Source organism: Sphingomonas phyllosphaerae FA2 (assembly GCF_000427645.1).
In the GTDB taxonomy this organism is placed as follows: domain Bacteria; phylum Pseudomonadota; class Alphaproteobacteria; order Sphingomonadales; family Sphingomonadaceae; genus Sphingomonas; species Sphingomonas phyllosphaerae.
The window spans coordinates 2889958-2914150 of the sequence record NZ_KE386571.1; the positions used below are offsets into that span (position 1 = coordinate 2889958).

The following is a 24193-nucleotide window of genomic DNA, read 5'->3' on the forward strand; positions in this document are numbered from 1 at the left end:
TCCCCAGAGGGGAGAGGGCTAAGATTGGTTATGCCTTCGCGGTCGCGTAGGCCCAGTCGAGCCACGGTCCGAGCGCCTCGATATCGGCGGTATCGACGGTAGCACCGCACCAGATGCGCAGCCCGGCCGGCGCGTCGCGGTAGCCCGCGACGTCATAGGCGGCGTCTTCCTTTTCGAGCAGCGCGGCGAACTTCTTGATGAAGTCGGCATCGGCGCCCTCGACGGTCAGGCACACGCTGGTCTTCGACCGCGAGGCTTCGTCTTCGGCGAGATGTCCGAGCCAGTCGCGTTCGGCGACGAGCTTGTCGAGGGCGGCGGCGTTGGCGTCGGAGCGTGCGATCAGCCCCCCCTCACCCAGCCCCTTGGCCCATTCGAGCGCCCAGATCGCATCCTCGACCGCCAGCATCGACGGGGTGTTGATCGTCTCGCCCTTGAACACGCCCTCGGCGAGCTTGCCCTTGGAAACGAGGCGGAACACCTTGGGCAGCGGCCACGCCGGCGTGTAGGTCTCCAGCCGCTCGACCGCGCGCGGGCCGAGGATCAGCACGCCATGCGCGCCCTCGCCGCCCAAAACCTTTTGCCAGCTGAATGTCGCGACGTCGATCTTGTCCCACGGCAGGTCGTAGGCGAACACGCCGCTGGTCGCATCGGCGAAGCTCAGCCCGGCGCGATCGTCGGGGATCCAGTCGCCGTTGGGCACGCGCACGCCGCTGGTGGTGCCGTTCCACGTGAACAGCACGTCGTTCGACCAGTCGATCTGCTGCAGGTCGGGAAGCTGACCGTAATCGGCGCGGATGACGGTCGGGTCGATCTTGAGCTGCTTGACGGCGTCGGTCACCCAGCCTTCGCCGAAGCTTTCCCATGCCAGCGCGGTGACGGGGCGCGCGCCGAGCATCGTCCACATCGCCATTTCATACGCGCCGGTGTCGGAGCCGGGGACGATGCCGATGCGGTGCGTGTCGGGCAGGTTCAGCAGTTCGCGCATCAGGTCGATGCAATATTGCAGCCGCTGCTTGCCGAGCTTCGAGCGGTGCGAACGCCCGAGGACGTCGGTCGCGAGCTTGGCGGGATCATAGCCGGGGGGCTTGGCGCACGGGCCGGACGAAAAATGCGGACGCGCCGGTTTGGCGGCGGGCTTCGTCGGCGCAAGAATGGCGTCGGCGGCAGTCGAATCAGTCATGTCTGTCTCTCCTTACAGAGAGCACGCGCGGCGTTGGGACCGCGTGGCCCGTCGACGGCCCTAGCGGCGCGCCCGCGATCTGGCAACATGGATTGCTCGGGTCATCGCATCGCCGAGTCCCTTCGTCACCGTGGCCTTGTTCCGGGGGCCGGCGTGCCGCAAGTCAAACCGATGCGGGGCAAGCGGATGGGTGGATGCCGGAACAGGTCCGGCATGACGGTGGCGGCAATGCTCGCGCTCGCCGGTTGCGGAAGCACTGAACGCCCCGCTGCCCCGACGCAGCGGGCGCGGGTCGAACTGCCCTCCGCCCGTGAAACCCGGCAATGCTTCGCCGACCTGCGCGCGCTCGGGGTCGATTTCCAGCCGCTGCCCGACAAGGATTTCGGCGGCGGGTGCGGGCTGACCGGGACGGTCAAGCTGCTCGACATCGGCGTGCCGACCGCCAATCTCGGCGCGGTGCGTTGCGGCGCGGCGCGCGCCTATGCCGCCTGGGCGCGCAACGGCGTCGCGCCCGCGGCCTATCAGATCCTCGGATCGGAGCTGTCGCGCGTCGTCAGCATGGGCAGCTATTCCTGCCGCAACACCGTCGGCACCAGCGGACCGGCGCGCCGATCGGGCCATGCGATCGCCAACGCGATCGACATCGGCGCCTTCGAGCTGAAGGACGGACGGCGCATCTCGATCCTGCGCGACTGGAATTCCACCGATCCGGCGGTGCGGGAGTTCCTGAAGGTGGTCCATACCTCGGCCTGCCGGCGGTTCGGGACGGTGCTGTCGCCCGATTACAACGCCGTGCACCGCGATCACCTGCATCTGGAGGACGATAACGCGCGCTTCTGCCGGTGAGCTTGCAGGCGTAACATTGCCGTCCTATCCCACGATAAATGAGTGATACCCGAGTACCGAGCCGCGTCTTCCCGCGTGCCAAGCAGGATGCCGAGGTCGCCAAGACCAACGTCTCCACCCCGCAGACCGAGAGCCCGGCCTACCGCCTCGCCTTTCAGGACATGGACTTCCTGCTGCGCGAGGATCTTCGTCCGGTCCGCTTCCAGCTCGAACTGCTCAAGACGCAGCTGATCTTCGAGCAGGCGCATATCGGGTCGACCTTCGTCTTCTACGGCTCGGCGCGCATTCCCGAGCCGGCCAAGGCGCAGGCGCTGCTCGACCTCGCCACCGACGACAAGAGCCGCAAGATCGCGCAGCGGCTGGTCGACAAGAGCAAATATTACGACATGGCGCGCGAGCTGGCGCAGCTGTGCTCGAACTTCCCGCGCGACGAGGCGGGGAAGCGGCACTTCGTGGTCTGTTCGGGCGGCGGTCCGTCGATCATGGAGGCGGCGAACCGCGGCGCGGCCGACGTCCATGCCGAGTCGATCGGTCTGAACATCGTCCTGCCGCACGAACAGGCGCCCAACCCGTACGTCACCCCGGCGCTGTCGACGCAATTCCACTATTTCGCGCTGCGCAAGATGCACTTCCTGCTCCACGCGCGCGCGCTGGCGGCGTTCCCGGGCGGGTTCGGGACATTCGACGAACTGTTCGAGCTGCTGACGCTGATCCAGACCGGCAAGGTCGAGCCGATCCCGGTGCTGCTGTTCGGGCGCGAATTCTGGGAGCGCGTCATCAATTTCGAGGCGCTGGTCGAGGAAGGCGTGGTGTCGGAGCGCGACCTCGGCATCTTCCGCTATGTCGAGAGTGCGGCGGAAGGCTGGGCGGTGGTCCAGCAATTCTATCGCGACCGGCGGGCGGCGCGCGAGGCGGCGGGGAAGTAGACCGGGCGCCCCTCGCCACCACCGTCATCCCCGCGCAGGCGGGGATCCAGACGCGCAGGTGCTCGCAAGAGTCACGACGTCAGAGGTTCTGGATTCCCGCCTGCGCGGAAATGACGAAAGGATCGCCGCTATGCCGCTTCCGGCTCGTACACGAGCTCGGCGGTTTCGCGCTGCGGTAACGGGGGCATGCCCAGGCGGCGCATGTCCACCGCGGTCAACCGGTTGAGCACCACCGCGCCGAGCCGGCGGTCGCGTGTCTCGATCAGCACGCCGCCGTCGATCAGGCGCAACATCGGCCATTGCACCTCACGCGCGCGCACCCGAGCGCCACGCGCGACGACCAGTGCCAGGCGACCGGTCGGATCGATCGTCAGCGCGGCGCGACCGTCGTCACCGATCGCGGCATCGAACGCCGCGAAGCCGGGCAACGCCTCCGCCACCGCCGCGATGGCTTCGTCGACGGTGTGAATCAGCCGCTCGCCCCGGCCGAAGCCGAGCAGCCCCCCCAGCCGCACCGAGGTCAGCCCGCGTGCGCCACCGCGTCCAGCGCGGGGCGCAATCCGCGAAGGTCATAGCCGGCCTGCGCCGCCACAGCGGTCAGCGCGTCGGCGTCGTCGCCCTGCGCGGCGCGCGCGAGCGCCCAGAGATTGCACGAGCGCGTGCCCGAGCGGCAATAGGCCAGCACCGGCCCGTTCGCCGCCGCCAGCGCGTCGCGCATCGCATCGACCTGCGGGCGCGAGAAGCCGGCATGGGTGATCGGGATCGCGGTATAGGCAAGCCCCGCTGCCTCGGCCGCATCGCGGATCGCCTCGCCCTCGGGCTGGCCGGGTTCCTCGCCGTCGGGGCGATTGTTGACGATCGCGACATAGCCGGCGGCGGCGATCGCGGGAACGTCGTCGGGGGTGATCTGCGGGGCGACCGCGATCGTCGGATCGAGAGGGCGAAGCATCGCGCTTCCGTAGCGAATGCCGCGCGCGTCGTCAGCCCGAAACGTCAGCCATGCGCACGCAGCGTATCGAGGAACGCCTGCCCGTAGGCGTCGAGCTTGCGCTGCCCGATCCCCGCGATTCGCCCGAGCGCAGCGAGCGAGGTCGGGCGCAGCGCGGCCATCTCGCGCAGCGCCGAGTCATGGAAGATTACATAGGGCGGGACCCCTGCCTCCTTCGCCAGTTCGCGGCGGGTGGCGCGCAGTGCCTCGAACAACGGATCGTCGACCGGATTGTCCGCCGCGCCCGCGCCGCGCCGCCGCCGCTCGCGCTTGGGCGGCTCGACCAGCGACAGCGTCGCCTCGCCCTTCAGCAGCGCGCGCGCCGCCGGCCCGAATTCGAGCCCGCCGTGCGGATTGGTGCGCAGCGCGTCCTTGAGCAGCAGCGCGCGCCCGACCGGCTTGAGCATCGCCACCTCGGCGCCGTCGACGATGTTCCACACCGACAGCGCCTCATGCCCGTTCATCAGGCTGCGCTCGCTCGACTTTCCGGTCAGCACTTCCTCGATATAGGTCGCGCCGAACATCTGCCCGGTGCGGAACACCGCCGACAGATATTTGCGCGCGGTCTCGGTCGCGTCGATCGCCGCGGGGGGCGACAGGCAATTGTCGCAATTGCCGCAGGTTTCGGGCGGATGCTCGCCGAAATGGAGCAGCAGGATTGCGCGGCGGCAGCCGGCGGTTTCGACCAGCGCGCCGAGCGCCGCCAGCCGCTGGCGCTCGCCGGGCTGGCGCTGCGGCTCGACCTCGCCGATGCGCTGGCGGGCGCGCGCGAAATCCTCCGCGCCCCAGAACAGATGCGCGACCGCCGGATCGCCGTCGCGGCCGGCGCGGCCGGTTTCCTGATAATAGGCCTCGATCGACTTGGGCAGCCCGGCGTGCGCGACGAAGCGGACGTCGGGCTTGTCGATCCCCATCCCGAACGCGACCGTCGCGCACATCACCATGTCCTCGGACGCGACGAAATCGGCCTGATTGCGCGCGCGCACCGCCGGATCGAGCCCGGCGTGGTACGCGCGCACCGGGCGTCCGGTGATCTGCGTCAGCTGCGCGGCCATCTTCTCGGTCGCGGCGCGGGTCTGGACATAGACGATGCCGGGGCCGGGCGTGTCGCGCACCACGTCGGCGATCTGGCGCGTGCTGTTGTCCTTCGGGCGGATCGTATAGCGGATGTTCGGCCGGTCGAACCCGGCGACGATCATCCCCTCGTGCGGGATGCCGAGCTGTTCGAGGATGTCGGCGCGGGTATGCGCGTCGGCGGTGGCGGTCAGCGCAAGCCGCGGCACGTCCGCGAACGTGTCGAGCAACGGCCGCAGCAGCCGATAGTCGGGGCGGAAGTCATGCCCCCATTCGCTGACGCAATGCGCCTCGTCGATCGCGAACAGCGCCGGGCGGCCGCGCGTCAGGAGGTCGCGGAAGTCGGCGGTCGAGGCGCGCTCGGGCGCGACGTACAGCAGGTCGAGTTCGCCATCGAGATAGCGCCCGCGCGTCTCGGCCTTGTTCTCGTCGACGCTGGTCAGCGTCGCGGCGCGCAGGCCGACCGCGGTCGCGGCACGCAGCTGATCGTGCATCAACGCGATCAGCGGGCTGACGACGACGCACGTCCCCTCCAGCATCGCCGAGGGCAATTGATAGCAGAGCGATTTGCCGGCGCCGGTCGGCATCACCGCCAGCGTCCGCTCGCCCGCCAGCACGCGCGTCACCACCTGCTCCTGCACGCCGCGGAACGCAGGAAAGCCGAAGATGCGGTGTAGGTCGGGAAGCGGATCGCGCGCCATGTGCACCGGCGCACCTAGGCGCGCGGGGCCGCTTCCGCAACCACGGCGGGAACGGCGACCGGCGGTGGCGCGTACTGCGCGGACCATCGATTTACCGAAAGACCGCGATGCGCGTGCGCCCCAATCTTGCCCTGTTCACCTTCGCCGCGGCGTCTGCCCTGTCGGCGTGCGAACGCCGCGCGCCGGAGACGACCGGTCAGGCCGACAAGGCGCGCCCGATCGCCCCCGCGGCGAAGGGCGTCGATGCGCCGCCAGAAGCACCGGCGGCAGCGCGATGACCGTCGAGCGCGTCAAGGATCACCGCTCCGAACAGGAGTTCACGCTTGAGGTGGGCAGCCACCGGGCGGTCGCGGCCTATCAGCTGGAAGGCGACACGATCGTCTTCACCCACACCGTCGTCCCGCCCGAGATCGAGGGGCGCGGCGTCGGCACCAAGCTGATCCGCGGCGCGCTTGATATCGTACGCGATCGCGGATGGAAGGTGGTGCCGCAATGCCCGTTCGTGCGGGCGTATATCGAGAAGCATCCCGAGACGCGGGATTTGCTGGCCTGACCTTCCGTCATCCCGGACTTGATCCGGGATCCCGCTTCTTGCTCTCGCTGGGAAGAAGAAGCGGGGCCCCGGATCAAGTCCGGGGCGACGAATGTCGAGTGGCTACTTCGCCGCGACGCGGCTCCCGTCGGCGTTCAGCCCCAGATCGTGGAGCAGCGGCCCCACCTCCGGGTCCTTGCCGTTGAAGGCGCGGAACATCGGGGCGTAATCCTCGGTGTGGCCCTTCGACAGGATCATGTCGCGGAAACGCTGCCCGTTGGCGCGCGTCAGGCCGCCGTGGTTCTCGAACCAGGCATAGGCGTTGGCGTCGAGCATCTTGGTCCACTGATACGCGTAATAGCCCGCCGAATAGCCATTGCCCCAGATGTGGAGGAAATAGCTCGACCGATAGCGCGGCGGCACGTCGTCGGTGTCGAGCCCGGTCGCGGCGAGCGCCTTCGGCTCGAAGACGTTGACGTCCTGCCGTCCGGCGCTCGCGGGCAGCGAGTGCCAGCTCATGTCGAGTTCGGCCGCCGCCAGCGCCTGACCGAAGCTGCTGCCGGTGTTGAAAGTCGCAGCGCGCTTGATCTTGGCGACCAGCGCGGGCGGGATCACCTGACCTTCACGGTTGACCGCATAATGCGGCAACACCTTGGGATCGAGCGCCCAATGCTCGTTGAACTGCGACGGGAATTCGACGAAGTCGCGCGCGGTGTTGGTGCCCGATACCGACGGATAGGTCTGGTTCGCGAACAGCCCGTGCAGCGCGTGACCGAATTCGTGGAACATCGTCGTGACGTCATCGAAGGTGATCAGCGCGGGCTGACCCGCCGCCGGCTTGGTAAAATTGCCAACGTTGTAGATCACCGGCTTGGTGCCGAGCAGCTTCGACTGGGTGACGAAATTCGACATCCACGCGCCGCCATTCTTGTTGTCGCGCTTCCAGTAATCGAAATACATCAGCCCGATCGGGGTGCCGTTCTCCTCCGACACCTCATAGACCATCACGTCCGGCTGATAGACGGGAATGTCGGTGCGGCGCTTGAAGGTGATGCCGTACAGCTGGGTGGCGGCATAGAAGACGCCGTCGGTCAGCACCTTGTTGATCTCAAAATACGGCTTCAGCTCGTCCTGGTTGAGATCGTACTTCGCCTTGCGCAGCTTCTCCGAATAGAGATCCCAGTCCCACGGCTTGAGCTGGAAATTGCCGCCCTCGGCCTTGATCTGCTGCTGCAATTCCGCGGCCTCGCGGCGTTGCTCGGCGCCGACCGGCTTGCCGAGCTGCTGCATGAAGCCGAGCGCGGTGGTCGGGTTCTTCGCCATCTGGTCCGACAGCACGTAATCGGCCCAGGTCGCGAAGCCGAGCAGCTTGGCCTTTTGGGCGCGCAGCTCGGCAAGCTGGCTGATCGTCGCGCGGGTGTCGTTGGCGTCACCCTTCTCCGCGCGCGTCCAGCTGGCGTTGAACAGCGCCTCGCGCGTTGCTCGGTCGGTCAGCGCGGCCAGCGCCGGCTGCTCGGTCGTGTTCTGGAGCTTCAGGACGTACTTGCCCGCCAGCCCGCGCTCCTTGGCGGCATCGGCGGCGGCGGCGATCTCCGCCTCCGACAGACCGGCCAGCTTCGCACGATCGTCGACGACCAGCGCACCGGCCTTCGCGGCGGCGAGCAGCTTCTGCTGGAACGCGGTTTCCAGCGTCGACAGTTGCGCGTTGAGCGCGCTCAGCTTCGTCTTGTCGGCGGGCGACAGCTTGGCGCCGGCGCGGACCATGTTCTCATAGGTCAGCGTCAGCACCTGCAATTGCTCGGGCGTCAGCTTTAGCGTCTGGCGGGCGTCGTACAGCGTGCGGACGCGCGCGAAGAGCTGCGGGTTGAGCTGGATCGCATCCTGATGTGCCGCGAACTTGGGCGCGAGCACTTCCTGCGCCTTCTGGAGCACGTCGTTGGTGTTCGCGCCGTTGACGCCGTAGAAGGCGAGCGCGGCGCGCTCCAGCAGCCGGCCCGAACGCTCCAGCGCCGCGATCGTGTTGTCGAACGTCGGCATCGACCGCACGCGGACGATGTTGTTCACCTCCGCGAGCTGCTCGGCCATCCCGGCCTCAAGCGCGGGCTGATAGTCAGTATCCTTGATGCGGTCGAACGGCGGCGCCTCGAACGGCAGCGTGCTCGGCTTCGCGAAGGGATTGGTGGCGGGCAGCGGCGCGGCAGTTTGCGCGGCGGCGGCGAACGGCACGGCGGCGGCGGTCGTCATCGCGGTCAGCAGGACGGCGGCGAAGGGCAAACGCATCGGAACTCCTCGGGAACGGTACCTGCGCGCGGTGATGCACCCGCGCGCAGGTTGGGGCAAGATGGCTGCCCTGTTTCCCGCGTTATCAGTCGATCGCGTCCTTCACCTTCTTGCCTGCGACCAGCCCGAGGACGAGGAAGATCAGGAACAGCGCCAGCGCGATGAAGAACAGGATCTTGGCGATGCCGACGAACGCGCCGCCGATCCCGCCGAAGCCGAGCGCGCCGAGCACCAGCCCGGCGATGAGGAAGATGACGGCGAGTTTCAGCATGACGAGCCTCCGATGCGAGTGTGGACGAGTCAGCCCTTTCGGCTGGCTTCGAACAGGAACCAGGCGCGCTCCTCGGCCTGATCGGTCCATTCGTCGACGATCCCGCTGGTGGCGTTGTCGCCGGCATCCTCGGACGCCTGCTTCACCTCGCGGAAGCGCTCGACCAGCGTCAGATTGTCGTCGCGCAGCTCGGCAAGCATCGCGTCCGCCGGAACGAAGTCACGGTCATTGTCCTTGATCGACTGGCGGCGCGAGATATCGCCGATCGAGCGCAGGGTGGTGCCGCCGGTCTTGCGCACGCGCTCGGCGATCGCATCGGTCACGCCCAGAATCTGCGCCGCCTGATCGTCGAGCAGCAGGTGATAGTCGCGGAAATGCGGGCCGCTGACGTGCCAGTGAAAGTTTTTGGTCTTCAGATACAGCGCATAGCTGTCCGCCAGCGCTGCGTTCAGCGCGTCGGCGACGGTGCGCGTATCGTTGCGCGCCAGATCGGTCGGCGTTTCGAGGGCGGGATTGGTATCGGTCACGTTTCGCTCCGTACGGATCGGGTGTCGGAGGCGAAACGATCAGCGATAGGTTTGGCTCCCGGCCGTCCGCTCGCGCTCAGGCGGCGCGGCGCGGCGCCTCCGCCCGATCGGTGACGACCGCCTGCCCCAGCAACTGCAGCAGACGATGCACCGGAACGCCGCGCTCGCCACGCGCCAGCGCGAGCCGGAGCTGATTCGCGGCGTCGACCGCGGCGGGCAGATGATGGTGGCGCGCCAGTTCGTGGATGCGCTCGATATCGGGCGTGAGTTGCGTCGGCCCGGCGCGCCATTCGATCGCAGCGATTCGGCGGGTCAGTTCGGCACGGGCGGTGATGATATCGTCGTTGCTCATGACGGCTATCTCCTCTTGCCCTTCTTATAGCGGCGCGGGCGTTACCGGGTGCTTAACCGCGCCGATGCTTGACTCCGCGCGCCACATGGGCCAAGCGCCCCAGCCTGACGCGGCGGAGGAGCCTTCGCCGCATTTTTCGTTTTCATTCGCTAGGAACTGGTCATGGCAAAGCCGACCACCGTCAAGATCAAGCTCGTCAGCACGGCCGACACCGGCTTCTTCTACGTCACCAAGAAGAACCCGCGCACCAAGACCGAGAAGCTGAGCTTCAACAAGTACGATCCCGTCGTGCGCAAGCACGTCGAGTTCAAGGAAGCCAAGATCAAGTGATCGAACGAATCGCGTAGCGACCGTTCGATCATCCCGGCGAAAGCCGGGATCCAGAACCGCCCGCGATCCGTTTGTTGCTTCCCGAAAGCCGCCGCGCGTTGCGCTGGCGGCTTTTCGTATGTCGCTTTGAATTGGCTCGGTCAGGTCAGCTCGGTCACCGCGGCCATGAACCGCGCCAGCGTGATCGGCTTCGACACATAGGCGTCGGCGCCCGCGGCGCGCAGCCGCTCCTCGTCCTCGCGCCCTGCATAAGCGGTGACCGCCATCACCGGAATGTGCTGCAACGCCGCGTCGGCCTTCAACTGCAGCAGCAGCTCGTACCCGGTGACGTGCGGCATCTGGATGTCCATGACGACCAGATCGGGCGCGAAGGCGCGCGCGCGCTCCACCGCCTCGCGTCCGTCGCGCACCGGCTCCACGACGAAGCCGTGCGCCCGCAACAGGTCGCTGAACAGCTTCAGATTGAGTTCGTTGTCCTCGACAACGAGCACCCTTTTTGCCACGCGACGACCACTCCCAACAGGGCGACGATAGATAATGGTGCGTAACGACACAAATGATGAAAATGCCGTGACGCGTGCGCTCGATGCCTTGACCTTTATCCTTAACGATCCGTTACGCGCCGGCCGCTTTCTCGACGTGACGGGGCTTACACCCGACAACCTGCGGGAATGTCTTACGGATCCATCGACGCTCGCCGCAGCGCTGACCTTCCTCGAGGCGCATGAGCCCGATCTGATCGCCTGCGCCGACTCGACCGGGCACAGCCCCGAAGCGCTGGTAGCGGCACGGCGGGTGCTGGAGCAGCCACGATGACCCGGCCGTTGCTGATCTCCGATTGCGACGAGGTGCTGCTGCACATGGTGCGCCATTTCGCCGACTGGCTGGGCGATGTGCACGAGGTCGATTTCACGATCGGCACCTGGGAACTGGCCAAGAGCATGAAGCGGCGCGGCAGCGAGGAGCCGATGACCCGCGAGGAGATGTTCGGCTATCTCGGCGGATTCTTCCCCGACGAAATGCATCGCCAGACGCTGGTGCCCGGCGCCGGTGAGGCCTTGGCGATGCTTGCCGAGCGCGCCGACATCGTGATCCTCACCAACCTCGAGGATCATTGCCGCACGCACCGCATCGACCAGCTCGCCGGCCACGGCATCGCGCACCGCGTCGAGTGCAACCAGGGCGGCAAGGGAGCGCCGGTCGCGCGGCTGGTCGCGGAATATGGCGACCCCGTCACGGTGTTCGTCGACGACCTGCCCCATCACCACGAATCGGTTGCGGAACATGCGCCGGGCGTGTGGCGGCTGCACATGGTGTCGGAGCCACAGCTCGCCCCCGGCGTCCCACCCTCCCCGCACGCGCATGCGCGGATCGACGACTGGGCGACCGCACAGGACTGGATCGCGGCGCGCTTCGACGCGGGCGTGCCGGCGGAGGCTTGACCGCGGCGGGGCGCAGGCGGCAAGCAACGCGGCATGACCGACCGCATCGATCGCGCTCTCGAAGAGCTGGGCCTCACGCTGCCGCAGGCGGCCGCCCCCGTCGCCGCTTATGTCCCCGTCGTCGAGGCGGGCGGGCTGCTCCACATCTCGGGCCAGTTGCCGTTCAAGGACGGCACGGTAGTGACCGGGCGGCTCGGCGACGACGTGTCGTTGGAAGACGGGCAGGATGCGGCGCAGCGCTGCGCGCTGATGCTGGTCGCACAGATCAAGGCGCATTGCGGCAATCTGGGCCGCGTGGCCCGCATCGTGAAGCTGGGCGTGTTCGTGAACTCGACCGCCGACTTCACCGACCAGCCCAAGGTCGCGAACGGCGCGTCGGAGCTGATGGTCAAGCTGTTCGGGGACGCGGGCAAGCACGCGCGCTCGGCGGTGGGCGTCGCGGTGCTGCCGCTGGGCGCGGCGGTCGAGATCGACGCGATCGTGGAAGTCGCCCCGGCCCTTTGATGGGGCGGGGCGCGACCCTATCTCGCGCGCGATGACTTCGCTTACCGCGCGCCTGGTGCCCGGCGTCTCCGCCATCCCCGCCGCGCAATGGGATTCGTGCGCCGGCACCGCCAACCCGTTCGTCGGGCACGCTTTCCTTTCGGCGCTGGAAGAATCGGGCAGCGTCGGGGGGCGCAGCGGCTGGCAACCGGTGCCGATCGTCGTCGACGGTGCGGACGGCGCACCGATCGCGATCGCGCCCGCCTATGCCAAGGGGCATAGCCAGGGCGAATATGTCTTCGACCACGGCTGGGCCGACGCGTGGGAGCGCGCCGGCGGCCGCTATTACCCCAAGCTGCAGGTCGCCGCGCCCTTCACCCCGGTTCCCGGCCCGCGCCTGCTGCTGCGCGACCCGGACGCCGCCGCGGCGCTGATCGGCGCGATCGAGGCGGTGGTCGCGCAGCACGACCTGTCCTCGGCGCACGCGACGTTCGTCACCCCCGAGCAACTGCCGCTGTTCGCCGCTGCGGGGTGGCTGGTGCGCGAGGGGACGCAGTTTCACTGGCAGAACGACGGCTATGCGACGTTCGAGGACTTCCTCGCCGCGCTCGCCAGCCGCAAGCGCAAGGCGATCCGCAAGGAGCGCGCCGCCGCGATCGAGGGGCTGACGATCCGCCACCTGACCGGCGCGGCGATCGGCGAACGCGAGTGGGACGCGTTCTGGCGCTTCTATCAGGACACCGGCAGCCGCAAATGGGGGCAGCCGTATCTGACGCGCAGCTTCTTCCCGCTGCTGGGAGAGGCATTGGGCGAGCGCGTGCTGCTGATCCTCGCCGAGCGCGACGGGGTGCCGATCGCGGGGGCGCTCAACCTGATCGGCGACGATGCGCTCTACGGTCGTTACTGGGGGGCGACCGAGGAGGTGCCGTTCCTCCACTTCGAGCTATGCTATTATCAGGCGATCGACGCCGCGATCGAACGCGGGCTGGCGCGGGTCGAGGCGGGGGCGCAGGGTGAGCACAAACTGGCGCGCGGCTATGCGCCGGTGTCGACCTGGTCGGCGCATTACATTCCGGATCCGAACTTCCGCCGTGCGGTGGCCGATTTTCTCGAACAGGAGCGTGTCGCAGTCGAGGGCGAGCAGGCGTTCCTGGGGGAGCTGACGCCATTCAGGCGGGGGTAGCTTCCGTCATCGCGAGCGTAGCAAAGCAATGACGGACTTACCGCGCCTGCTCGGCCCGCAACCGCTCCAGCCGCTCTTCCTCGCGCTCGCGTCGCTCGCGCAGCGCCTCCAGCCGCTCACGCCGCCGCTTGATCCGCTCGATCAGCCAGCGCGGCACACCCAGTTCCTCGTCGCTCGCCTCCGGCACGACCGCATCATGGTCGATGCGGAACAGCACCGAATTGCTGGTCGGCGAGCGCCAGATCGGCACCAGCCCGACCGTGAAGCGCGGATTGTAGACCGGCGGGCGGATCAGCCACACATAATCGAACGCCTCGCGCGGGAAGCGGGCGAGCGCGTAATTGGCCGGCCGCCACCATTCCGCCGGGCATTTCACCGAGGTCACGATCTGCGTCGGATCGTGCGCATAGGGGCCGGCAGCGGTGTAGCGCGACGTCAGCAGCTGCGCGCCGGCCATCGACCATTGGTCGTCGGTATACGCCAAGCGTCGCACCAGCGCGATCGCCGGCAGATGCTCCAGCCGCGACATCCGCCATGCATTGTGGCAATTGTGCCCGACGAAGCTGATCAGCCGCGCGCCGACCGGCACATGCGGCAGCGCCGCCAGTTCCTCGTCGTAATCGCGGTCGAATTCGAGATAGCTGATCGTCGTCCCCGCCAGCCGCACGACGAAGAACGCCAGACCCAGCGCTGCCAGCACGGCGGCATGGCGGAAGGTCGTCCCCGGCTTGGGCCGGATCGCGATCACCGCCACCGCGATCATATACGGTGCCATCCGCATGTCGGCATAGGCAGAGCCGAACACGATCCGCGGCAGCACGATATAGACCGCCAGCATGAACAGCGCCGACAGACCCAGGTGCCGCGAATAGCCGATCCGCGGATCGCGCAGCGCCTTGAACAGCACGAGATAGATCACCGCCATGCTGCCGATGTCGAACCACAGCCAGCGGTCGCGCAGCGCCATCACGATCCATGCGATCTTGGTGCGCCAGTAGAAGAAGTCGGCGGTTTGCCCGGTGACGTCCGCGCCCGATCGCCACGCGATCATCAGCAGCATCGGCAGCGCGAGCGGCGCGCAGCCGAGCCCGGCGCGGATCAGGCTTTCGAACCAATGCCCGCTGCCCGCGTCCTTGCGCCGGTCATGCTGGCGGATCAGCTCGCTGGAGAAGGCCAGCACGCCCAGCACGCCCCAGCCGAAGGTGTGCACCACCCACAGGATGCACGACAGCGGCACGAACACCGCGACGCGCAGCCAGATCCGCCCGAGCCGCGCCATCCGCAGCCACAAGGCGAACAGGCACAAGGCCAGCCCCATCGACAGCGCGAAGTTCACGAACCCGAACTGGACCGGATAGCCGTAGGCGAGCGGCAGCGCGAACAAGGCGGTCGCGGGAATGCGGCCATGCACCTCGCGCGCGATCCACAACAGCCCGGCGACGGTCAGCACCGGAATCGCGATCACGATCAGCTTGACCGCGGTTTCCAGCCCGACCAGCGGCGCGAGCGGCTCGATCAGCAGGTCGACGCCCAGATTGCCGATCAGCGCCCATTTGAAGGAATACCAGTCGGCCAGCCACGGGTGCGCCCCGCGGTCGAGCTGGACGCGGTACCGACCCATATGGCCGGGCAGGTCGACGATCGGCGGGATATCGGGCCACAGCAGCGGGATCGCCGCCGCCAGCACCGCCGCGATCACGAACCATCGCGTTTGCCACCAGTGAAGCCGGTCGTCGTGCATCGCCGGGCGTTAGCGGGCGGACCCGCCTTCCCGCAAGGGGTGGATGACACGCCACACCAGCGCGGGGCCACGCACCGGAACTGGACGCAGCCAGGCGAACCGCTCCCCGCGTTCGAGCCGCGCCCACAACCCGTCCGGCGCGCGGTCGCGATAGGCGATCATCTCCTGCATCCCGGGACAGACCGCGAGATAGTCGGAACGGGTCGCGAGGATCGCCGCCTGCGCTTGTCCGGGCGGGGCGAGGAAGCCGGTGATGACGCGCGCCATCGCCGCGGCGTTGCGGTGATAGCCCCCCGCGACCGCGCGATGCGGGGTGTCGAGCAACAAGGCCGGGGTAAGGTCGATCGGCGCGAACACAATACCGGGCGGCAGCGTGCCGAGCACGCGCATGTCGCCGGTGCTGGTGCACGACGGTCGATGGCTGAGCTGCGTCTTCGGCGCTGCGCCGCGCGGCACGGCATGGAGCGCGGTCGCGGCGAGCGTGCCGGGGGCCGCCAGCGCCAGCGTGGCGAGCGTCGCCACCACCCGCGGCACCGGCCTCGAGAGGCTCCGCGCCTTGGCAAGCAGCCGGGCAAGCCATACCGCGGCGGCGGGCGCGGCAAGTGCATTGGCGGTGGCGCCGGCGCGGCTGACCGCGACCGCGATCAGCGTCGCGGCAAGCAGCAACAAGGCAAACATCGCCCAGCGCTGGCGCGCGTCGCCCGTGGCGCTCCGCCAGCCGAGCGCCGCACCGATTAGTCCGGCAAGCGGCAAGGCGAGCGTCGCCGCCGCCCATACCGGCTCCTGCTCCCAGGCGGGGCGCCCTTCGAGCACCGACAGATACCAGACCTGATAGACGAGCGGCGGCAAGGTCGCGAACGGTCCCGCGAGGCAGCCCGGCGCGAGCGTCAGCACCGTCGCCCCCGCGGCCAACCCCGCGATGCCGAGCGCGACGAGGCGCGCGATCAGGCCGAACCGCGCGACCGCCACCGCTACGACCACGCCAGCCGCCGCGACACCCAGCACCGCCAGCCACGCGGGGGCGAGCGCGTCACACGCCGGCTGCCAGAAGCCGGGCCCGCGCGTCGCCGCCTGAAGTAACGTCGCCCCGCCGGCGAGCGTCAGCATCAACGTGCGCAGCATCGCGCCGCGTTGTGGCTGGACGACCCACGCGAGCGCCGCCACCCCACAGAGCGCCGCAGCGATCGGCAATCCCTCCAGCGAAATCGTGAGCAACGTGGCGAGCGCCGCGCCAGTGAGCAGGCCGCTCTGCACGCCCGGCCGCGCGATCAGCGCGCGGGCTGCGAGCAGCGCGAACACGATCTGCCAGCCGTGATGATCGATCCGCAGCGGCGACAGCTGGAAGGTGAGCGGGATCGTCAGCCCCGCCATCAGCATCGCCGGGATCACCAGCGCGTCACCGCCCAGCCGTCGTGCGAGCGACGCGATCAGCGCCAGCGCCGCGAGCAAGGTCAGCAGCGGCACCACGACGACCGCGACATGCTCGGCAAGCGCGGCTCCAAGCACCGGGCGCAACCCCACGATCATGGCGGCAAGCGGCACGTCAACCAGTCGCGACCAGTGCATCGGGAAATTGCCGCCGTTCAGGCGATGCTGCGCGACATCGAACCAGCTTTGCCCGGCCAGCCAGTCGCGCACTTCGAGCAGCCGCATCGAATCGTCGGCGTCCGGCAGCGCGCGCGCCATGATCGCGCTCCACCCGGCGACCAGCAGCACCAGAGACGCCAGCGCCCAGCCGCCGAGCACGACGGCGGCATGACGACGATCGGGGGCCAGGTTACGCCGCCTTCAGCGCGGTCGGCACCTGCCGCAAGCTGCCGAGCGCCGCGGCTTCGCCCTCCCGATCGCCTTCGTTGCCGCTCTCGTGATATTCGGCGTCCTCGTTGACCGCCCAGAGGTCGTAGACGCGCGCGCCGGCCTGGATGTTGCGGACCGTCAGCATCGCGGTCATCATCGCATGATCCTGATTGTTGTAGCGGTGCATCCCGTTGCGCCCGACGCAATGCAGCGTCGCGTAGCGGCCCTCAATCTCGCGGCGGAGCATGTCGACGTTCTGTGCATAATCCTCGTCATAGACGGGATAGGCCTTTTCCTGCCGCACAACCACGCCGCCGGTCACCTGCGCCGGATCGCACAGGCCGAGCGTCGCCATCTCGGCGGTGGCGAGCGCGATCAGTTGCTGGTCGCTCGACGTCCACAGCCCGTCGCCCTCGAAGCAGAAATATTCGAGCCCGACGCAGGCGATCGCGGGGTCGGGCACCATCTCGGGCGACCACGAACGGAAGTTCTGGATGCGGCCGACCTTCACCTTCGGATCGTGGATGTAGATCCAATTGTCCGGGAACAGCTCAGGCGAGCGGATCATCAGCGCGACCGTCAGGAAGTCGCGGTACTTGAGGTTCGACGCCTCGGGCAGCGACGCGGGCAGCGGATGGATGCGGCTCGCCAGCTCGCGCATCGGCGCGGAGGAAATGACATGCGCGGCGTTGAGCGCGACCAGACCGTCCGCACCGTTGGCGGTGACCGTCCAGCGCCCGGTCGCCTCGCTCAACCGCAACTGGTGGAGCGCATGGCCCATCAGCACCTGCCCGCCGCGCTCGACGATCCGGTCGCGCGCGGCATCCCACATCATCCCCGGCCCGAGCCGCGGATAGCGGAAATTCTCGAGCAGCGTCTTGGCCTGACCGACGCCGTCGTTCGGCCGGCGATTGAGCCCCAGCGAGCGCTTCATCCCGTCGACCACCGCGCCCCACAGCGATAGGCCCTTGATCCGCTGCGCCGCCCAATCCGCGCTCATCTTGTCGCACGGCATCCCCCACACCTTCTCGGTGTAGGTCTTGAAGAAGATCGAATAGAGCTTTCGCCCGAAGGCGTTGACCGTCCAGTCCTCGAAGCTCTTCACATCGCGCTTCGGGAGCAGCTTGGCCTTAGCGAAGCTCGCCATGCACAGCGCCGACCGCACCACGCCGAGGTTGCCGAGCGCCTCGAACGCGCGCAGCGGATAGCTGTAGAACTTGCCCTCGTAATAGATGCGGCTCATCCGCGGGCGTTCGATGAAATCGTCGGGCAGCAGCTCGTTCCAGAGGCCGACGACCTCCTTCGAGCGCGAGAAGAAGCGGTGTCCGCCGATGTCGAAGCGGAAGCCTTCATGTTCGACGGTGCGGCTGATCCCGCCGACGTAGCGCGCGTCTTTCTCGAGAATCGCGACCGAATAGCCGGCCTTGGACAGCAGATAGCCGGCGGTCAGCCCTGCGGGCCCCGCGCCGATGATCGCTACGTCGACCGTAGTGCCTGACTTCGCCATCCCGCCCGCTTCCGCCTTTTCGTGGATGGAGACGCAATGAAGGAAACTGGTTGAAGCGGAGTTAACGCGCCGACGGTGGCACTGCCCGACGCTCCTGTTCTATAGCCCGCCGGATGCGTGCCCTTCTTCCCCCCGTGCTGGCCCTCGCGGCCGCGGTCTCGATCACGCTGCCCGTGGCGGCGGCCGCGCAAAGCACCACCTTCGATCTGGCCGGCCCTTCGCTGACGATGCGGGTGACGCGCGGCAACGTGACGCTGCCCGCCGGGCAGGTGCCGGGCATCCGCGCGGGCGACAAGCTGGAGGTGCGCGCCGACCTGCCCGCCGACCAGTCCGCGCGTTACGTGCTGGTCGTCGCCTTCCTGCGCGGCGCGACCAATCCGCCACCCAAGGACTGGTTCTTCAAGGCCGAGACGTGGGACAAGAATCCGAAGAAGTCGGGGCTGACCATCACCGTTCCCGAAGGGGCGGGACAGGCGATTGCGTTCATGGCGCCCGAAACCGGCGGCGGCTACAATGCGCTGGTGAAGGCGGTGCGCGGGCGGCCGGGCGTGTTCGTGCGCGCCGCGCAGGACTTGTTCCAGGCCTCGCTCGACCGCGCGCGGCTGGAGACCTTCGTGAACGGCGTTGCGCGCGTCGAGGAAAGCGCGCCCGAGCGGCTGGTGCCGGTATCGACCGCGCTCGCCGGCACGCTGGCGATCAAGCTCAATGCCGACTGCCTGTCGCGCGCGCGCTCGTTGCAGGCGTCGTGCCTGACGCAGAACCGTGACGGCATGGTGCTCCAGACCGGCGGCGGCACGACGCTGGCCGAGGTGCTGGGCGGCACGACGACGCAATTCGCCTACAGCCTCGCCGCCACCAAGGAGGGCGGTGCCGGCATTTACAGCCCGTACATCTCGCTCGCGCGCGATTTCGCGCGGCTGTTCGGCGTGTTCCGCAGCGCGAGCTACCAGTACGCTCCGGCGCTGGCGGTCGGCTCGGGCGAGCGGCTGCGGTTGCAGCTCAACAGTCCGCCGTCGTTCCAGAATCCGCAGACCGTGCTGGTCGCGCCACTGCCCCCGATCGGCAATGCCGCGCCGCCGCCGCTGCGTGCCGCCGCCAAGGACGCGGTGTGCCTCGCGCAGCCGGGGCTCGTGCTGCGGCTCAACGACGCGCCGTTGCTGTTCGCGACCGATTTCGCGCGCGACCTGCGGCTGAAGCTGGGGTTGCAGGACGGGCGCAGCGTCGAATTGCCGGTGACCGCGGATGCCGAACGCGGCGGGCTGGTCGTCGCCGATGCACAGAAGGTGGGCCAGACCGGGATCAGCGATGCGGCATTGGTCGGACGTTGGGGCTTCGACGCCTTCACCGGTCCGCGCTTCGTGGTCCAGAACGGCGCACCGACCGCGTGGCAGCCCAAGCCCGATGACGCGGTGGTAATCGGCCGCGACGCGCCGCTGACCTTGCAGGGCGGCGCATCCTCCTGCGTCGAGCAGGTCGCGCTGCGCGATCGCGGCGGCGCGACCCGGCCGGTCGAGTGGAAGGCGAGCGCACCCGACGAGATCACCGCGACGCTGCCGCTCGCGCGCACCCGCCCGGGCGACCTGACATTGCTGGTCGCGCAATATGGCGGGGCGCAACCCGCGCAGTTGACGCTGAAGGGGCAGACCGAGGCGAGTCGGCTGGAGGGCTTCACGCTCTACACCGGCGACCGGGAAGGCCGGCTGGTCGGCGCGCGGCTCGATCAGGTCGCGAAGCTGGAGGTCGCCGGTGTGACGTTCGGGTCGGGCGCGCTGACCCGCGATCCCGGCGGCGGCGACCGGCTGGCGCTGACCACCGACGCCAATACCGAGACGCTGGCGCAGGGCGCGAGCGAGGCGAAGGTGACGCTCAAGGACGGACGCACCACGACGGTGCGCGCGACGATCACCCCGCCGCGCCCGCGGCTGGAGCTGGTCGGTGCCCATGTCGACGCCCCGGCCGCAGCGGCGAAGGTGCCGCTGACGCTCCCCGCCGGGCTGCTCGCGCCCGACGCGACGCTGACCTTCTCGGTCCGCGCGATCGGCACACGGCTGACCAACGACGACGCGATCGAGGTTGCGACCGCCGACGACGATGCGACGACGAAGCTGACCGTCGCGTCGGGCAAGCTGCAATCGCTGGGCGGCGACGTCGCGGTCGGTACGTTCGCGCCGCGGCAGGCGCTCGGCGCGGCGGCGGTCGGCGCGCTCAAGATGCGGCTGGTGCAGGGCGAGACACTCGGCGAATGGCAGCCGCTGGCGCGCGTCGTCCGCCTGCCCGCACTGACGAAGGTCGCGTGCACCGACAAGGCGTGCACGATCGAGGGCGACGACCTGTTCCTGATCGCCGGCGTCGCCGCGACACCGGACGGCGCCAATGCGCAGCCGGTGCCGGTCGGCTTCGTCGGCACGTCCTTGTCGGTGCCGCGCCCCGCCGGCGACGCGCTGTACCTGAAACTCCACGACGCGCCCGAGGATGCGGTGAAGATCGCGATCGCGCCGGGGCGGAAGGAGTAGCACCCGCCACCCCCTCCGCGCTCCGCGCTCCGCGCTCCGCCTTTGAAAGATAGCCCCTTCCCCTTCAGGGGAGGGGTTGGGGTGGGGCCTGTCCGCGGGCGATGTCGCTCTTCTGGACAGGCCCCACTCCCAGCCCCCCCCTGAAGGGAAGGGGAGCAAGGCTAATCGATTTCAGCTCTAGAACGTGACGCCGATGCCGCCGCTGACGGTTTCGCCGCTGTCCTTGCCGGTGAAGGCGCCGGCGCGGTTCTCGGTGTTCCAGTGGATCAGGTTAAATTGCATGCGGATGATGCTGTCGAGATACCAGTTCACCCCGGCGGTCACCGCCGAGCCCTTGCCTGCGGTCGGCACGCCCGAGAAATCGAGGTTCTCGTAGCGGGTGAGCAACTCGATCGCGCCCGGGCCACCGTCGAATACCGGGCGCAGCACGCGCGGCTGCGCGAAGGTGCCCAGCCGCGGATTGTACGGCGGCAGATCGCCGGTCAGGAACCAGCCACCCGACACGCTCCACGCCTTGGTGACCAGATCGTCGCGCCCGCCGGTCAGCCGCGCATGACGCTCGCCGGCCTCGCCCATCACCCACATCGGGCCGGCATAGCCGCCGACTTCCGCACCATAGCCGGTGGTGCCGGTGCCGCCGGTCAGCGTGCCGGTCGACACGCGCAACAGGCTGTTGAAGCGCCCGCCGATCACGGTGTTGCGGGTCAGCGTGCCCGGGCCGTTCGCCAGCTTCTCGTCGAAGCCCCACAGGCCGAGGTGAACGATCGAGCGATCGGTCTTCAGCGGGTTCCAGTGCGCGCGCGCCAGCACCGTGCGGCTGTCCGACACCGCCTGGCTGGCGTCGACATTGTCGCCGCTCAGCGTGATCGAGGCGTGGCCGCTCTTCCAGAAAATGCGCGGCATCAGTGCGATGCCGTAGAAGCCGCGCTGCGGGATGATCGAGGTGGCGACGACGTTGCGCTCCAGGAACGGCGGCGCATCCGACCCGCTCGACCCTTCGAAGCTGCGGTCGTTGAACATGTTGCCGAAGCGGACATCATAGGAAAGCTGCCCGACGTCGTTGCGCCAGCCGACGAACATCGTGCCGACGTCCGACACGTTGTCGGCGAAGTCGTTCTCGAACTGGTAGAAGAAGTGCGTACCGATCGCGCCCTCGATGCCGATGCGCAGCGCGCGCGCGCCGGTGGTCGTGATGTTGCGCGCGTCATATTTCGATCCGAACGTCGAGCTGACGTGGTTGATGATGCGGCCGCGCATCTTGAACGTGTACTTGCCGTCCGCCGAGTGGAAGATCGGCAGGCCACCGCGCCATTCGGTGGTGACACCCGACGGGTTCATCGCCGCGGCGCGCGCCTGCGCCACCGTCTGCTCGGCAGGGCTCGGCGGGATGATCTGCGGCGCGAACGACACCGTCTCGCTATCGTTGCCGACCGTCGAGGAGGCCGATGCGACCCGTTGCGGCGCGGTCGTCGGCGTAGCGGCAGCCGTCACCGGCGCGGCGGCGGGGGCCTTGTTCTCGACCGCTTCCAGCCGCGCGCGCAACGCCGCGATCTCGCTGGCCTGGGCGCGGAGCAGCGCGAGGATTTCGGCCTGATCGCCTTGCGTGTTCTTGGCGAGCGCCGGGGTAGCAAGCAGCAGGGCAGAAACAGAGGCGCCCGCGCAGAGAAGACGTTTCATAGACCAAGCCTGTTAGGGCGAAGCACCGGATGGCATCGCGGCGTCAACCGGCACGCGGCATCGATCCGGGAAGGCGATCTCCAGCGCCCTGCCCATCGTTGCAACGACCGATTTTCGACCGGCGACCCCCCGAGGCTCCATCGAATTTCTGGAGTGGTCGGTATAAGAAAGCGAGGTTAATTAGTGACTAAGCGGAAACTGCCGGCAACAATGCGGCATTGTTGACGATGCGCGGAGGTGCGTGAGAAGCCTTTTCGACACGTCGGTGAGAGGACCTGCAACGCGCCGCTGGGCGTCTTCTGGCACGCCGGCATGTTAGGCAGTCAGTCCCCGGTCACACGCCCATCGTCGTCCTTGAGTTTCGACGCGACACGCTGTGCCCGCACCTCATCGATGAGGTCTATGAGTTCGTGGATCAGATAAATGCCCTGCATCGTCTTGGGGTCATTCTCGTCCTCGGCTTCGAGAAAGATCGCTTTCATGCGCGCCACGATATCGGTTGCCTTAGCGTAACGATCTTCACCGATCTTGTCGCAGACCCTGCCAAAACCTTCAATGAGCGCATAGAATTCGGTATCGATATTCTGACCCGGAAAATATCCCGTTTCGTCCTGAAATTTTGGCGCCTCCCCTATCATCGGAACGACAAAATCCATGAGCTCGCTTAAGCTTTCAGGTATATATGGCTTATAATTGGTCACTTACCCGCCTCCGGTCTATTGATAATGTAGCTACTTCCACGCCCCAGCTGGCGGGGCCTGATAATAACAACAAGCTGCGGCCGAAAATCGGCGTTGAAAAATCCCCGCACCTGAGGCGTTTTGACTGATTTTGGTGAGAGCGTTACGTCGAAGGCGGCGTCTCCTACCCTGGCATCCGGGATCCTGTAAGAGGCTTCTCGCTTTGAAGAGTCATATTCTCGACGATTAACTCACACTTGAGCAACATGCTCCTTTACCTGATAAACTTCATAGGTCGTCCGAAAATTCTTCCGAACCCAATTATCTACGTAACTACCGATGGCCTGACCTTTTGAGAGATGCTTTCTAAAGGCCCCTGCCTCGTAAAGCTTAAGCGCCTTACTGTAAGCTTGATCTGTTAGATTCTGCATGACACGGACCGTCTCGACTTGCATCGGCCGCAAATCACGTTTAACCCTGGCGAAAGTTGCAGCGCGCTGCATGCGCAAATCATTCAGTTGATTCTTCTGCCCTTCCCATGTCGTTGGAAATCCAAGCGACTGAAACGTCCAATGGGGATCGAGCGCCTTAATCTGCGAAATGAGATACGCGCTTCGCTCCTGCGTCGTCTTAACCATGTCCTCGTTCGCCGGCGCCGTAAAACCAAACACATTATCCAGCAGCGAGATGACGGCGCCCTCGGGTGCGTCGCGCAGACCGGGAAAGGTCTGCTCGAGCGTCATCGGATCTTCAAAAGCGCGGCTATTGCTACGAAGCGGTTCTCGCGAAGGTTCGAATTGGGTTTGCTGCAGAGCTCCGTCGTCGCGACCCGGACGATAGACCGCATCGATAATCGCTGCCTGATCTTTAGCCTCCGCCGATTGATCGAACGAAGCGTTCCGCCACTCGCTCTGTGAGAGCTGCCGCGACCCCGATGCCGCACGGCGACGCGATGACGCGCTCCGTTCCGGGGACGCGACCCCGCCCGGGCCCGAGGTGAACTGGCCATTTCGTGGATCGTGATACGGATTGAATTTCAGCTCGATACCGTCAGCGGTTCGCGTCGGACGCCGCCCCGTTCGAAGCCACACTGAAAAGTTGCGCCGTTGATCGATACTAGTGACGAGATTGTTCATGCTTCGCCCCCACGTTTCAGTGGGAAC

At 67.6% G+C, this 24193-nt stretch carries 25 protein-coding genes; 10 read left to right on the top strand and 15 right to left on the bottom strand.

Features of this window, described 5'->3' with window-relative positions; all coding sequences use genetic code 11:
- Nucleotides 1-28 precede the first annotated feature (28 nt).
- A complete protein-coding gene (locus SPHPH_RS0113990) occupies nucleotides 29-1180 on the bottom strand; it encodes a phosphoserine transaminase (protein WP_028967250.1) in 1152 nt (383 codons plus the stop codon).
- A 213-nt stretch (nucleotides 1181-1393) separates the two neighbouring features.
- Between SPHPH_RS0113990 and SPHPH_RS0113995 the strand changes: the two genes are divergently transcribed.
- Nucleotides 1394-2026, top strand: coding sequence for an extensin family protein (locus SPHPH_RS0113995; protein ID WP_238303105.1), 633 nt, complete (start codon nucleotides 1394-1396; stop codon nucleotides 2024-2026).
- Between the two features lie 38 nt (nucleotides 2027-2064).
- Nucleotides 2065-2952 (top strand): LOG family protein, encoded by an 888-nt coding sequence (locus SPHPH_RS0114000; protein WP_028967252.1) that lies wholly within the window; start codon nucleotides 2065-2067, stop codon nucleotides 2950-2952.
- A gap of 128 nt (nucleotides 2953-3080) precedes the next feature.
- On the opposite strand, the gene SPHPH_RS0114005 is transcribed toward SPHPH_RS0114000, so the two are convergent.
- Genes SPHPH_RS0114005 through recQ form a run of 3 tightly spaced genes read right to left on the bottom strand, consistent with a single transcriptional unit; the run spans nucleotide 3081 to nucleotide 5715 of the window.
- Complete coding sequence (locus SPHPH_RS0114005) at nucleotides 3081-3467, bottom strand: hypothetical protein (protein WP_028967253.1); 387 nt, start codon at nucleotides 3465-3467, stop codon at nucleotides 3081-3083.
- 5 nt (nucleotides 3468-3472) lie between these two features.
- Entirely contained in the window at nucleotides 3473-3901 is a 429-nt protein-coding gene (locus SPHPH_RS0114010; protein WP_028967254.1) for a protein tyrosine phosphatase family protein, read from the bottom strand.
- 44 nt (nucleotides 3902-3945) lie between these two features.
- The gene (gene recQ / locus SPHPH_RS0114015; protein WP_028967255.1) at nucleotides 3946-5715 is read right to left on the bottom strand and encodes a DNA helicase RecQ; all 1770 of its coding nucleotides are present in this window, start codon (nucleotides 5713-5715) and stop codon (nucleotides 3946-3948) included.
- A gap of 107 nt (nucleotides 5716-5822) precedes the next feature.
- On the opposite strand from recQ, the gene SPHPH_RS21225 reads away from it, so the two are divergent.
- Nucleotides 5823-5993, top strand: coding sequence for a hypothetical protein (locus SPHPH_RS21225; protein ID WP_156026031.1), 171 nt, complete (start codon nucleotides 5823-5825; stop codon nucleotides 5991-5993).
- Nucleotides 5990-6268, top strand: coding sequence for a GNAT family N-acetyltransferase (locus SPHPH_RS0114025; RefSeq protein WP_028967256.1), 279 nt, complete (start codon nucleotides 5990-5992; stop codon nucleotides 6266-6268). The genes SPHPH_RS21225 and SPHPH_RS0114025 overlap by 4 nt, the downstream gene beginning before the upstream one ends.
- A gap of 102 nt (nucleotides 6269-6370) precedes the next feature.
- Here the strand turns inward: SPHPH_RS0114025 and SPHPH_RS0114030 are convergent, their stop codons facing one another.
- The 4 genes from SPHPH_RS0114030 to SPHPH_RS19860 all read right to left on the bottom strand — a co-directional run bounded on the left by SPHPH_RS0114030 (nucleotide 6371) and on the right by SPHPH_RS19860 (nucleotide 9677).
- On the bottom strand, nucleotides 6371-8527 hold the full coding sequence (locus SPHPH_RS0114030; protein WP_081668637.1) for a M3 family metallopeptidase: 2157 nt from the start codon (nucleotides 8525-8527) through the stop codon (nucleotides 6371-6373).
- A gap of 85 nt (nucleotides 8528-8612) precedes the next feature.
- Complete coding sequence (locus tag SPHPH_RS0114035; protein ID WP_028967258.1) at nucleotides 8613-8798, bottom strand: DUF1328 family protein; 186 nt, start codon at nucleotides 8796-8798, stop codon at nucleotides 8613-8615.
- Between the two features lie 29 nt (nucleotides 8799-8827).
- On the bottom strand, nucleotides 8828-9325 hold the full coding sequence (locus SPHPH_RS0114040) for a Dps family protein (RefSeq protein ID WP_028967259.1): 498 nt from the start codon (nucleotides 9323-9325) through the stop codon (nucleotides 8828-8830).
- Nucleotides 9326-9401: 76 nt separating this feature from the next.
- Nucleotides 9402-9677, bottom strand: coding sequence for a hypothetical protein (locus SPHPH_RS19860; RefSeq protein WP_051273029.1), 276 nt, complete (start codon nucleotides 9675-9677; stop codon nucleotides 9402-9404).
- Between the two features lie 162 nt (nucleotides 9678-9839).
- Between SPHPH_RS19860 and rpmG the strand changes: the two genes are divergently transcribed.
- Complete coding sequence (gene rpmG / locus SPHPH_RS0114050; RefSeq protein WP_028967260.1) at nucleotides 9840-10007, top strand: 50S ribosomal protein L33; 168 nt, start codon at nucleotides 9840-9842, stop codon at nucleotides 10005-10007.
- A gap of 140 nt (nucleotides 10008-10147) precedes the next feature.
- On the opposite strand, the gene SPHPH_RS0114055 is transcribed toward rpmG, so the two are convergent.
- Nucleotides 10148-10510, bottom strand: a complete 363-nt coding sequence (locus SPHPH_RS0114055; protein WP_028967261.1) for a response regulator — start codon at nucleotides 10508-10510, stop codon at nucleotides 10148-10150.
- A 34-nt stretch (nucleotides 10511-10544) separates the two neighbouring features.
- On the opposite strand from SPHPH_RS0114055, the gene SPHPH_RS0114060 reads away from it, so the two are divergent.
- The 4 genes from SPHPH_RS0114060 to SPHPH_RS0114075 are packed head-to-tail and all read left to right on the top strand — an operon-like array spanning nucleotide 10545 to nucleotide 13115.
- Complete coding sequence (locus SPHPH_RS0114060; RefSeq protein WP_028967262.1) at nucleotides 10545-10823, top strand: DUF3572 domain-containing protein; 279 nt, start codon at nucleotides 10545-10547, stop codon at nucleotides 10821-10823.
- Nucleotides 10820-11449 carry a hypothetical protein gene (locus SPHPH_RS0114065; protein WP_028967263.1) on the top strand — a complete coding sequence of 210 codons (630 nt, stop codon included), beginning with the start codon at nucleotides 10820-10822 and terminating at the stop codon, nucleotides 11447-11449. Before SPHPH_RS0114060 ends, SPHPH_RS0114065 begins: the two co-directional genes overlap by 4 nt.
- Nucleotides 11450-11482: 33 nt before the next feature.
- Nucleotides 11483-11953 carry a RidA family protein gene (locus tag SPHPH_RS0114070; RefSeq protein WP_028967264.1) on the top strand — a complete coding sequence of 157 codons (471 nt, stop codon included), beginning with the start codon at nucleotides 11483-11485 and terminating at the stop codon, nucleotides 11951-11953.
- A gap of 31 nt (nucleotides 11954-11984) precedes the next feature.
- Complete coding sequence (locus SPHPH_RS0114075) at nucleotides 11985-13115, top strand: GNAT family N-acetyltransferase (protein WP_028967265.1); 1131 nt, start codon at nucleotides 11985-11987, stop codon at nucleotides 13113-13115.
- Between the two features lie 37 nt (nucleotides 13116-13152).
- Here the strand turns inward: SPHPH_RS0114075 and SPHPH_RS19865 are convergent, their stop codons facing one another.
- The 3 genes from SPHPH_RS19865 to SPHPH_RS0114090 are packed head-to-tail and all read right to left on the bottom strand — an operon-like array spanning nucleotide 13153 to nucleotide 18160.
- Nucleotides 13153-14856 carry a hypothetical protein gene (locus SPHPH_RS19865; protein ID WP_238303107.1) on the bottom strand — a complete coding sequence of 568 codons (1704 nt, stop codon included), beginning with the start codon at nucleotides 14854-14856 and terminating at the stop codon, nucleotides 13153-13155.
- A gap of 9 nt (nucleotides 14857-14865) precedes the next feature.
- The gene (locus SPHPH_RS0114085; RefSeq protein WP_051273030.1) at nucleotides 14866-16602 is read right to left on the bottom strand and encodes a hypothetical protein; all 1737 of its coding nucleotides are present in this window, start codon (nucleotides 16600-16602) and stop codon (nucleotides 14866-14868) included.
- Nucleotides 16603-16633: 31 nt separating this feature from the next.
- Nucleotides 16634-18160, bottom strand: coding sequence for an NAD(P)/FAD-dependent oxidoreductase (locus SPHPH_RS0114090; protein ID WP_028967267.1), 1527 nt, complete (start codon nucleotides 18158-18160; stop codon nucleotides 16634-16636).
- Nucleotides 18161-18273: 113 nt separating this feature from the next.
- Here SPHPH_RS0114090 and SPHPH_RS0114095 point away from each other — a divergent pair, with 113 nt between their 5' ends.
- Nucleotides 18274-20673: a hypothetical protein gene (locus SPHPH_RS0114095; RefSeq protein ID WP_037488620.1), complete on the top strand. Its 2400-nt coding sequence runs from the start codon at nucleotides 18274-18276 to the stop codon at nucleotides 20671-20673.
- 177 nt (nucleotides 20674-20850) lie between these two features.
- On the opposite strand, the gene SPHPH_RS0114100 is transcribed toward SPHPH_RS0114095, so the two are convergent.
- From SPHPH_RS0114100 to SPHPH_RS21605, 3 genes are all read right to left on the bottom strand, one after another.
- Nucleotides 20851-22350, bottom strand: a complete 1500-nt coding sequence (locus SPHPH_RS0114100; RefSeq protein WP_028967269.1) for an OprO/OprP family phosphate-selective porin — start codon at nucleotides 22348-22350, stop codon at nucleotides 20851-20853.
- Nucleotides 22351-22673: 323 nt separating this feature from the next.
- Nucleotides 22674-23051 carry a hypothetical protein gene (locus SPHPH_RS0114105; protein WP_028967270.1) on the bottom strand — a complete coding sequence of 126 codons (378 nt, stop codon included), beginning with the start codon at nucleotides 23049-23051 and terminating at the stop codon, nucleotides 22674-22676.
- A 230-nt stretch (nucleotides 23052-23281) separates the two neighbouring features.
- Nucleotides 23282-24166, bottom strand: coding sequence for a hypothetical protein (locus tag SPHPH_RS21605; RefSeq protein WP_238303109.1), 885 nt, complete (start codon nucleotides 24164-24166; stop codon nucleotides 23282-23284).
- Nucleotides 24167-24193 lie beyond the last annotated feature (27 nt).

What these genes read in the sequence shown, in the direction of transcription:
- SPHPH_RS0114000 (WP_028967252.1), top strand. Translation starts at nt 2,065, where the DNA reads ATGAGTGATACCCGAGTACCGAGCCGCGTCTTCCCGCGTGCCAAGCAG.
- SPHPH_RS0113995 (WP_238303105.1), top strand. Translation starts at nt 1,394, where the DNA reads ATGACGGTGGCGGCAATGCTCGCGCTCGCCGGTTGCGGAAGCACTGAA.
- SPHPH_RS0113990 (WP_028967250.1), bottom strand. Translation starts at nt 1,180, where the DNA reads ATGACTGATTCGACTGCCGCCGACGCCATTCTTGCGCCGACGAAGCCC.
- rpmG (WP_028967260.1), top strand. Translation starts at nt 9,840, where the DNA reads ATGGCAAAGCCGACCACCGTCAAGATCAAGCTCGTCAGCACGGCCGAC.
- SPHPH_RS0114025 (WP_028967256.1), top strand. Translation starts at nt 5,990, where the DNA reads ATGACCGTCGAGCGCGTCAAGGATCACCGCTCCGAACAGGAGTTCACG.
- recQ (WP_028967255.1), bottom strand. Translation starts at nt 5,715, where the DNA reads ATGGCGCGCGATCCGCTTCCCGACCTACACCGCATCTTCGGCTTTCCT.
- SPHPH_RS0114035 (WP_028967258.1), bottom strand. Translation starts at nt 8,798, where the DNA reads ATGCTGAAACTCGCCGTCATCTTCCTCATCGCCGGGCTGGTGCTCGGC.
- SPHPH_RS0114070 (WP_028967264.1), top strand. Translation starts at nt 11,483, where the DNA reads ATGACCGACCGCATCGATCGCGCTCTCGAAGAGCTGGGCCTCACGCTG.
- SPHPH_RS0114095 (WP_037488620.1), top strand. Translation starts at nt 18,274, where the DNA reads ATGCGTGCCCTTCTTCCCCCCGTGCTGGCCCTCGCGGCCGCGGTCTCG.
- SPHPH_RS21225 (WP_156026031.1), top strand. Translation starts at nt 5,823, where the DNA reads ATGCGCGTGCGCCCCAATCTTGCCCTGTTCACCTTCGCCGCGGCGTCT.
- SPHPH_RS0114065 (WP_028967263.1), top strand. Translation starts at nt 10,820, where the DNA reads ATGACCCGGCCGTTGCTGATCTCCGATTGCGACGAGGTGCTGCTGCAC.
- SPHPH_RS0114100 (WP_028967269.1), bottom strand. Translation starts at nt 22,350, where the DNA reads ATGAAACGTCTTCTCTGCGCGGGCGCCTCTGTTTCTGCCCTGCTGCTT.
- SPHPH_RS21605 (WP_238303109.1), bottom strand. Translation starts at nt 24,166, where the DNA reads ATGAACAATCTCGTCACTAGTATCGATCAACGGCGCAACTTTTCAGTG.
- SPHPH_RS0114075 (WP_028967265.1), top strand. Translation starts at nt 11,985, where the DNA reads ATGACTTCGCTTACCGCGCGCCTGGTGCCCGGCGTCTCCGCCATCCCC.
- SPHPH_RS19865 (WP_238303107.1), bottom strand. Translation starts at nt 14,856, where the DNA reads ATGCACGACGACCGGCTTCACTGGTGGCAAACGCGATGGTTCGTGATC.
- SPHPH_RS0114090 (WP_028967267.1), bottom strand. Translation starts at nt 18,160, where the DNA reads ATGGCGAAGTCAGGCACTACGGTCGACGTAGCGATCATCGGCGCGGGG.
- SPHPH_RS0114030 (WP_081668637.1), bottom strand. Translation starts at nt 8,527, where the DNA reads ATGCGTTTGCCCTTCGCCGCCGTCCTGCTGACCGCGATGACGACCGCC.
- SPHPH_RS0114010 (WP_028967254.1), bottom strand. Translation starts at nt 3,901, where the DNA reads ATGCTTCGCCCTCTCGATCCGACGATCGCGGTCGCCCCGCAGATCACC.
- SPHPH_RS0114060 (WP_028967262.1), top strand. Translation starts at nt 10,545, where the DNA reads ATGGTGCGTAACGACACAAATGATGAAAATGCCGTGACGCGTGCGCTC.
- SPHPH_RS19860 (WP_051273029.1), bottom strand. Translation starts at nt 9,677, where the DNA reads ATGAGCAACGACGATATCATCACCGCCCGTGCCGAACTGACCCGCCGA.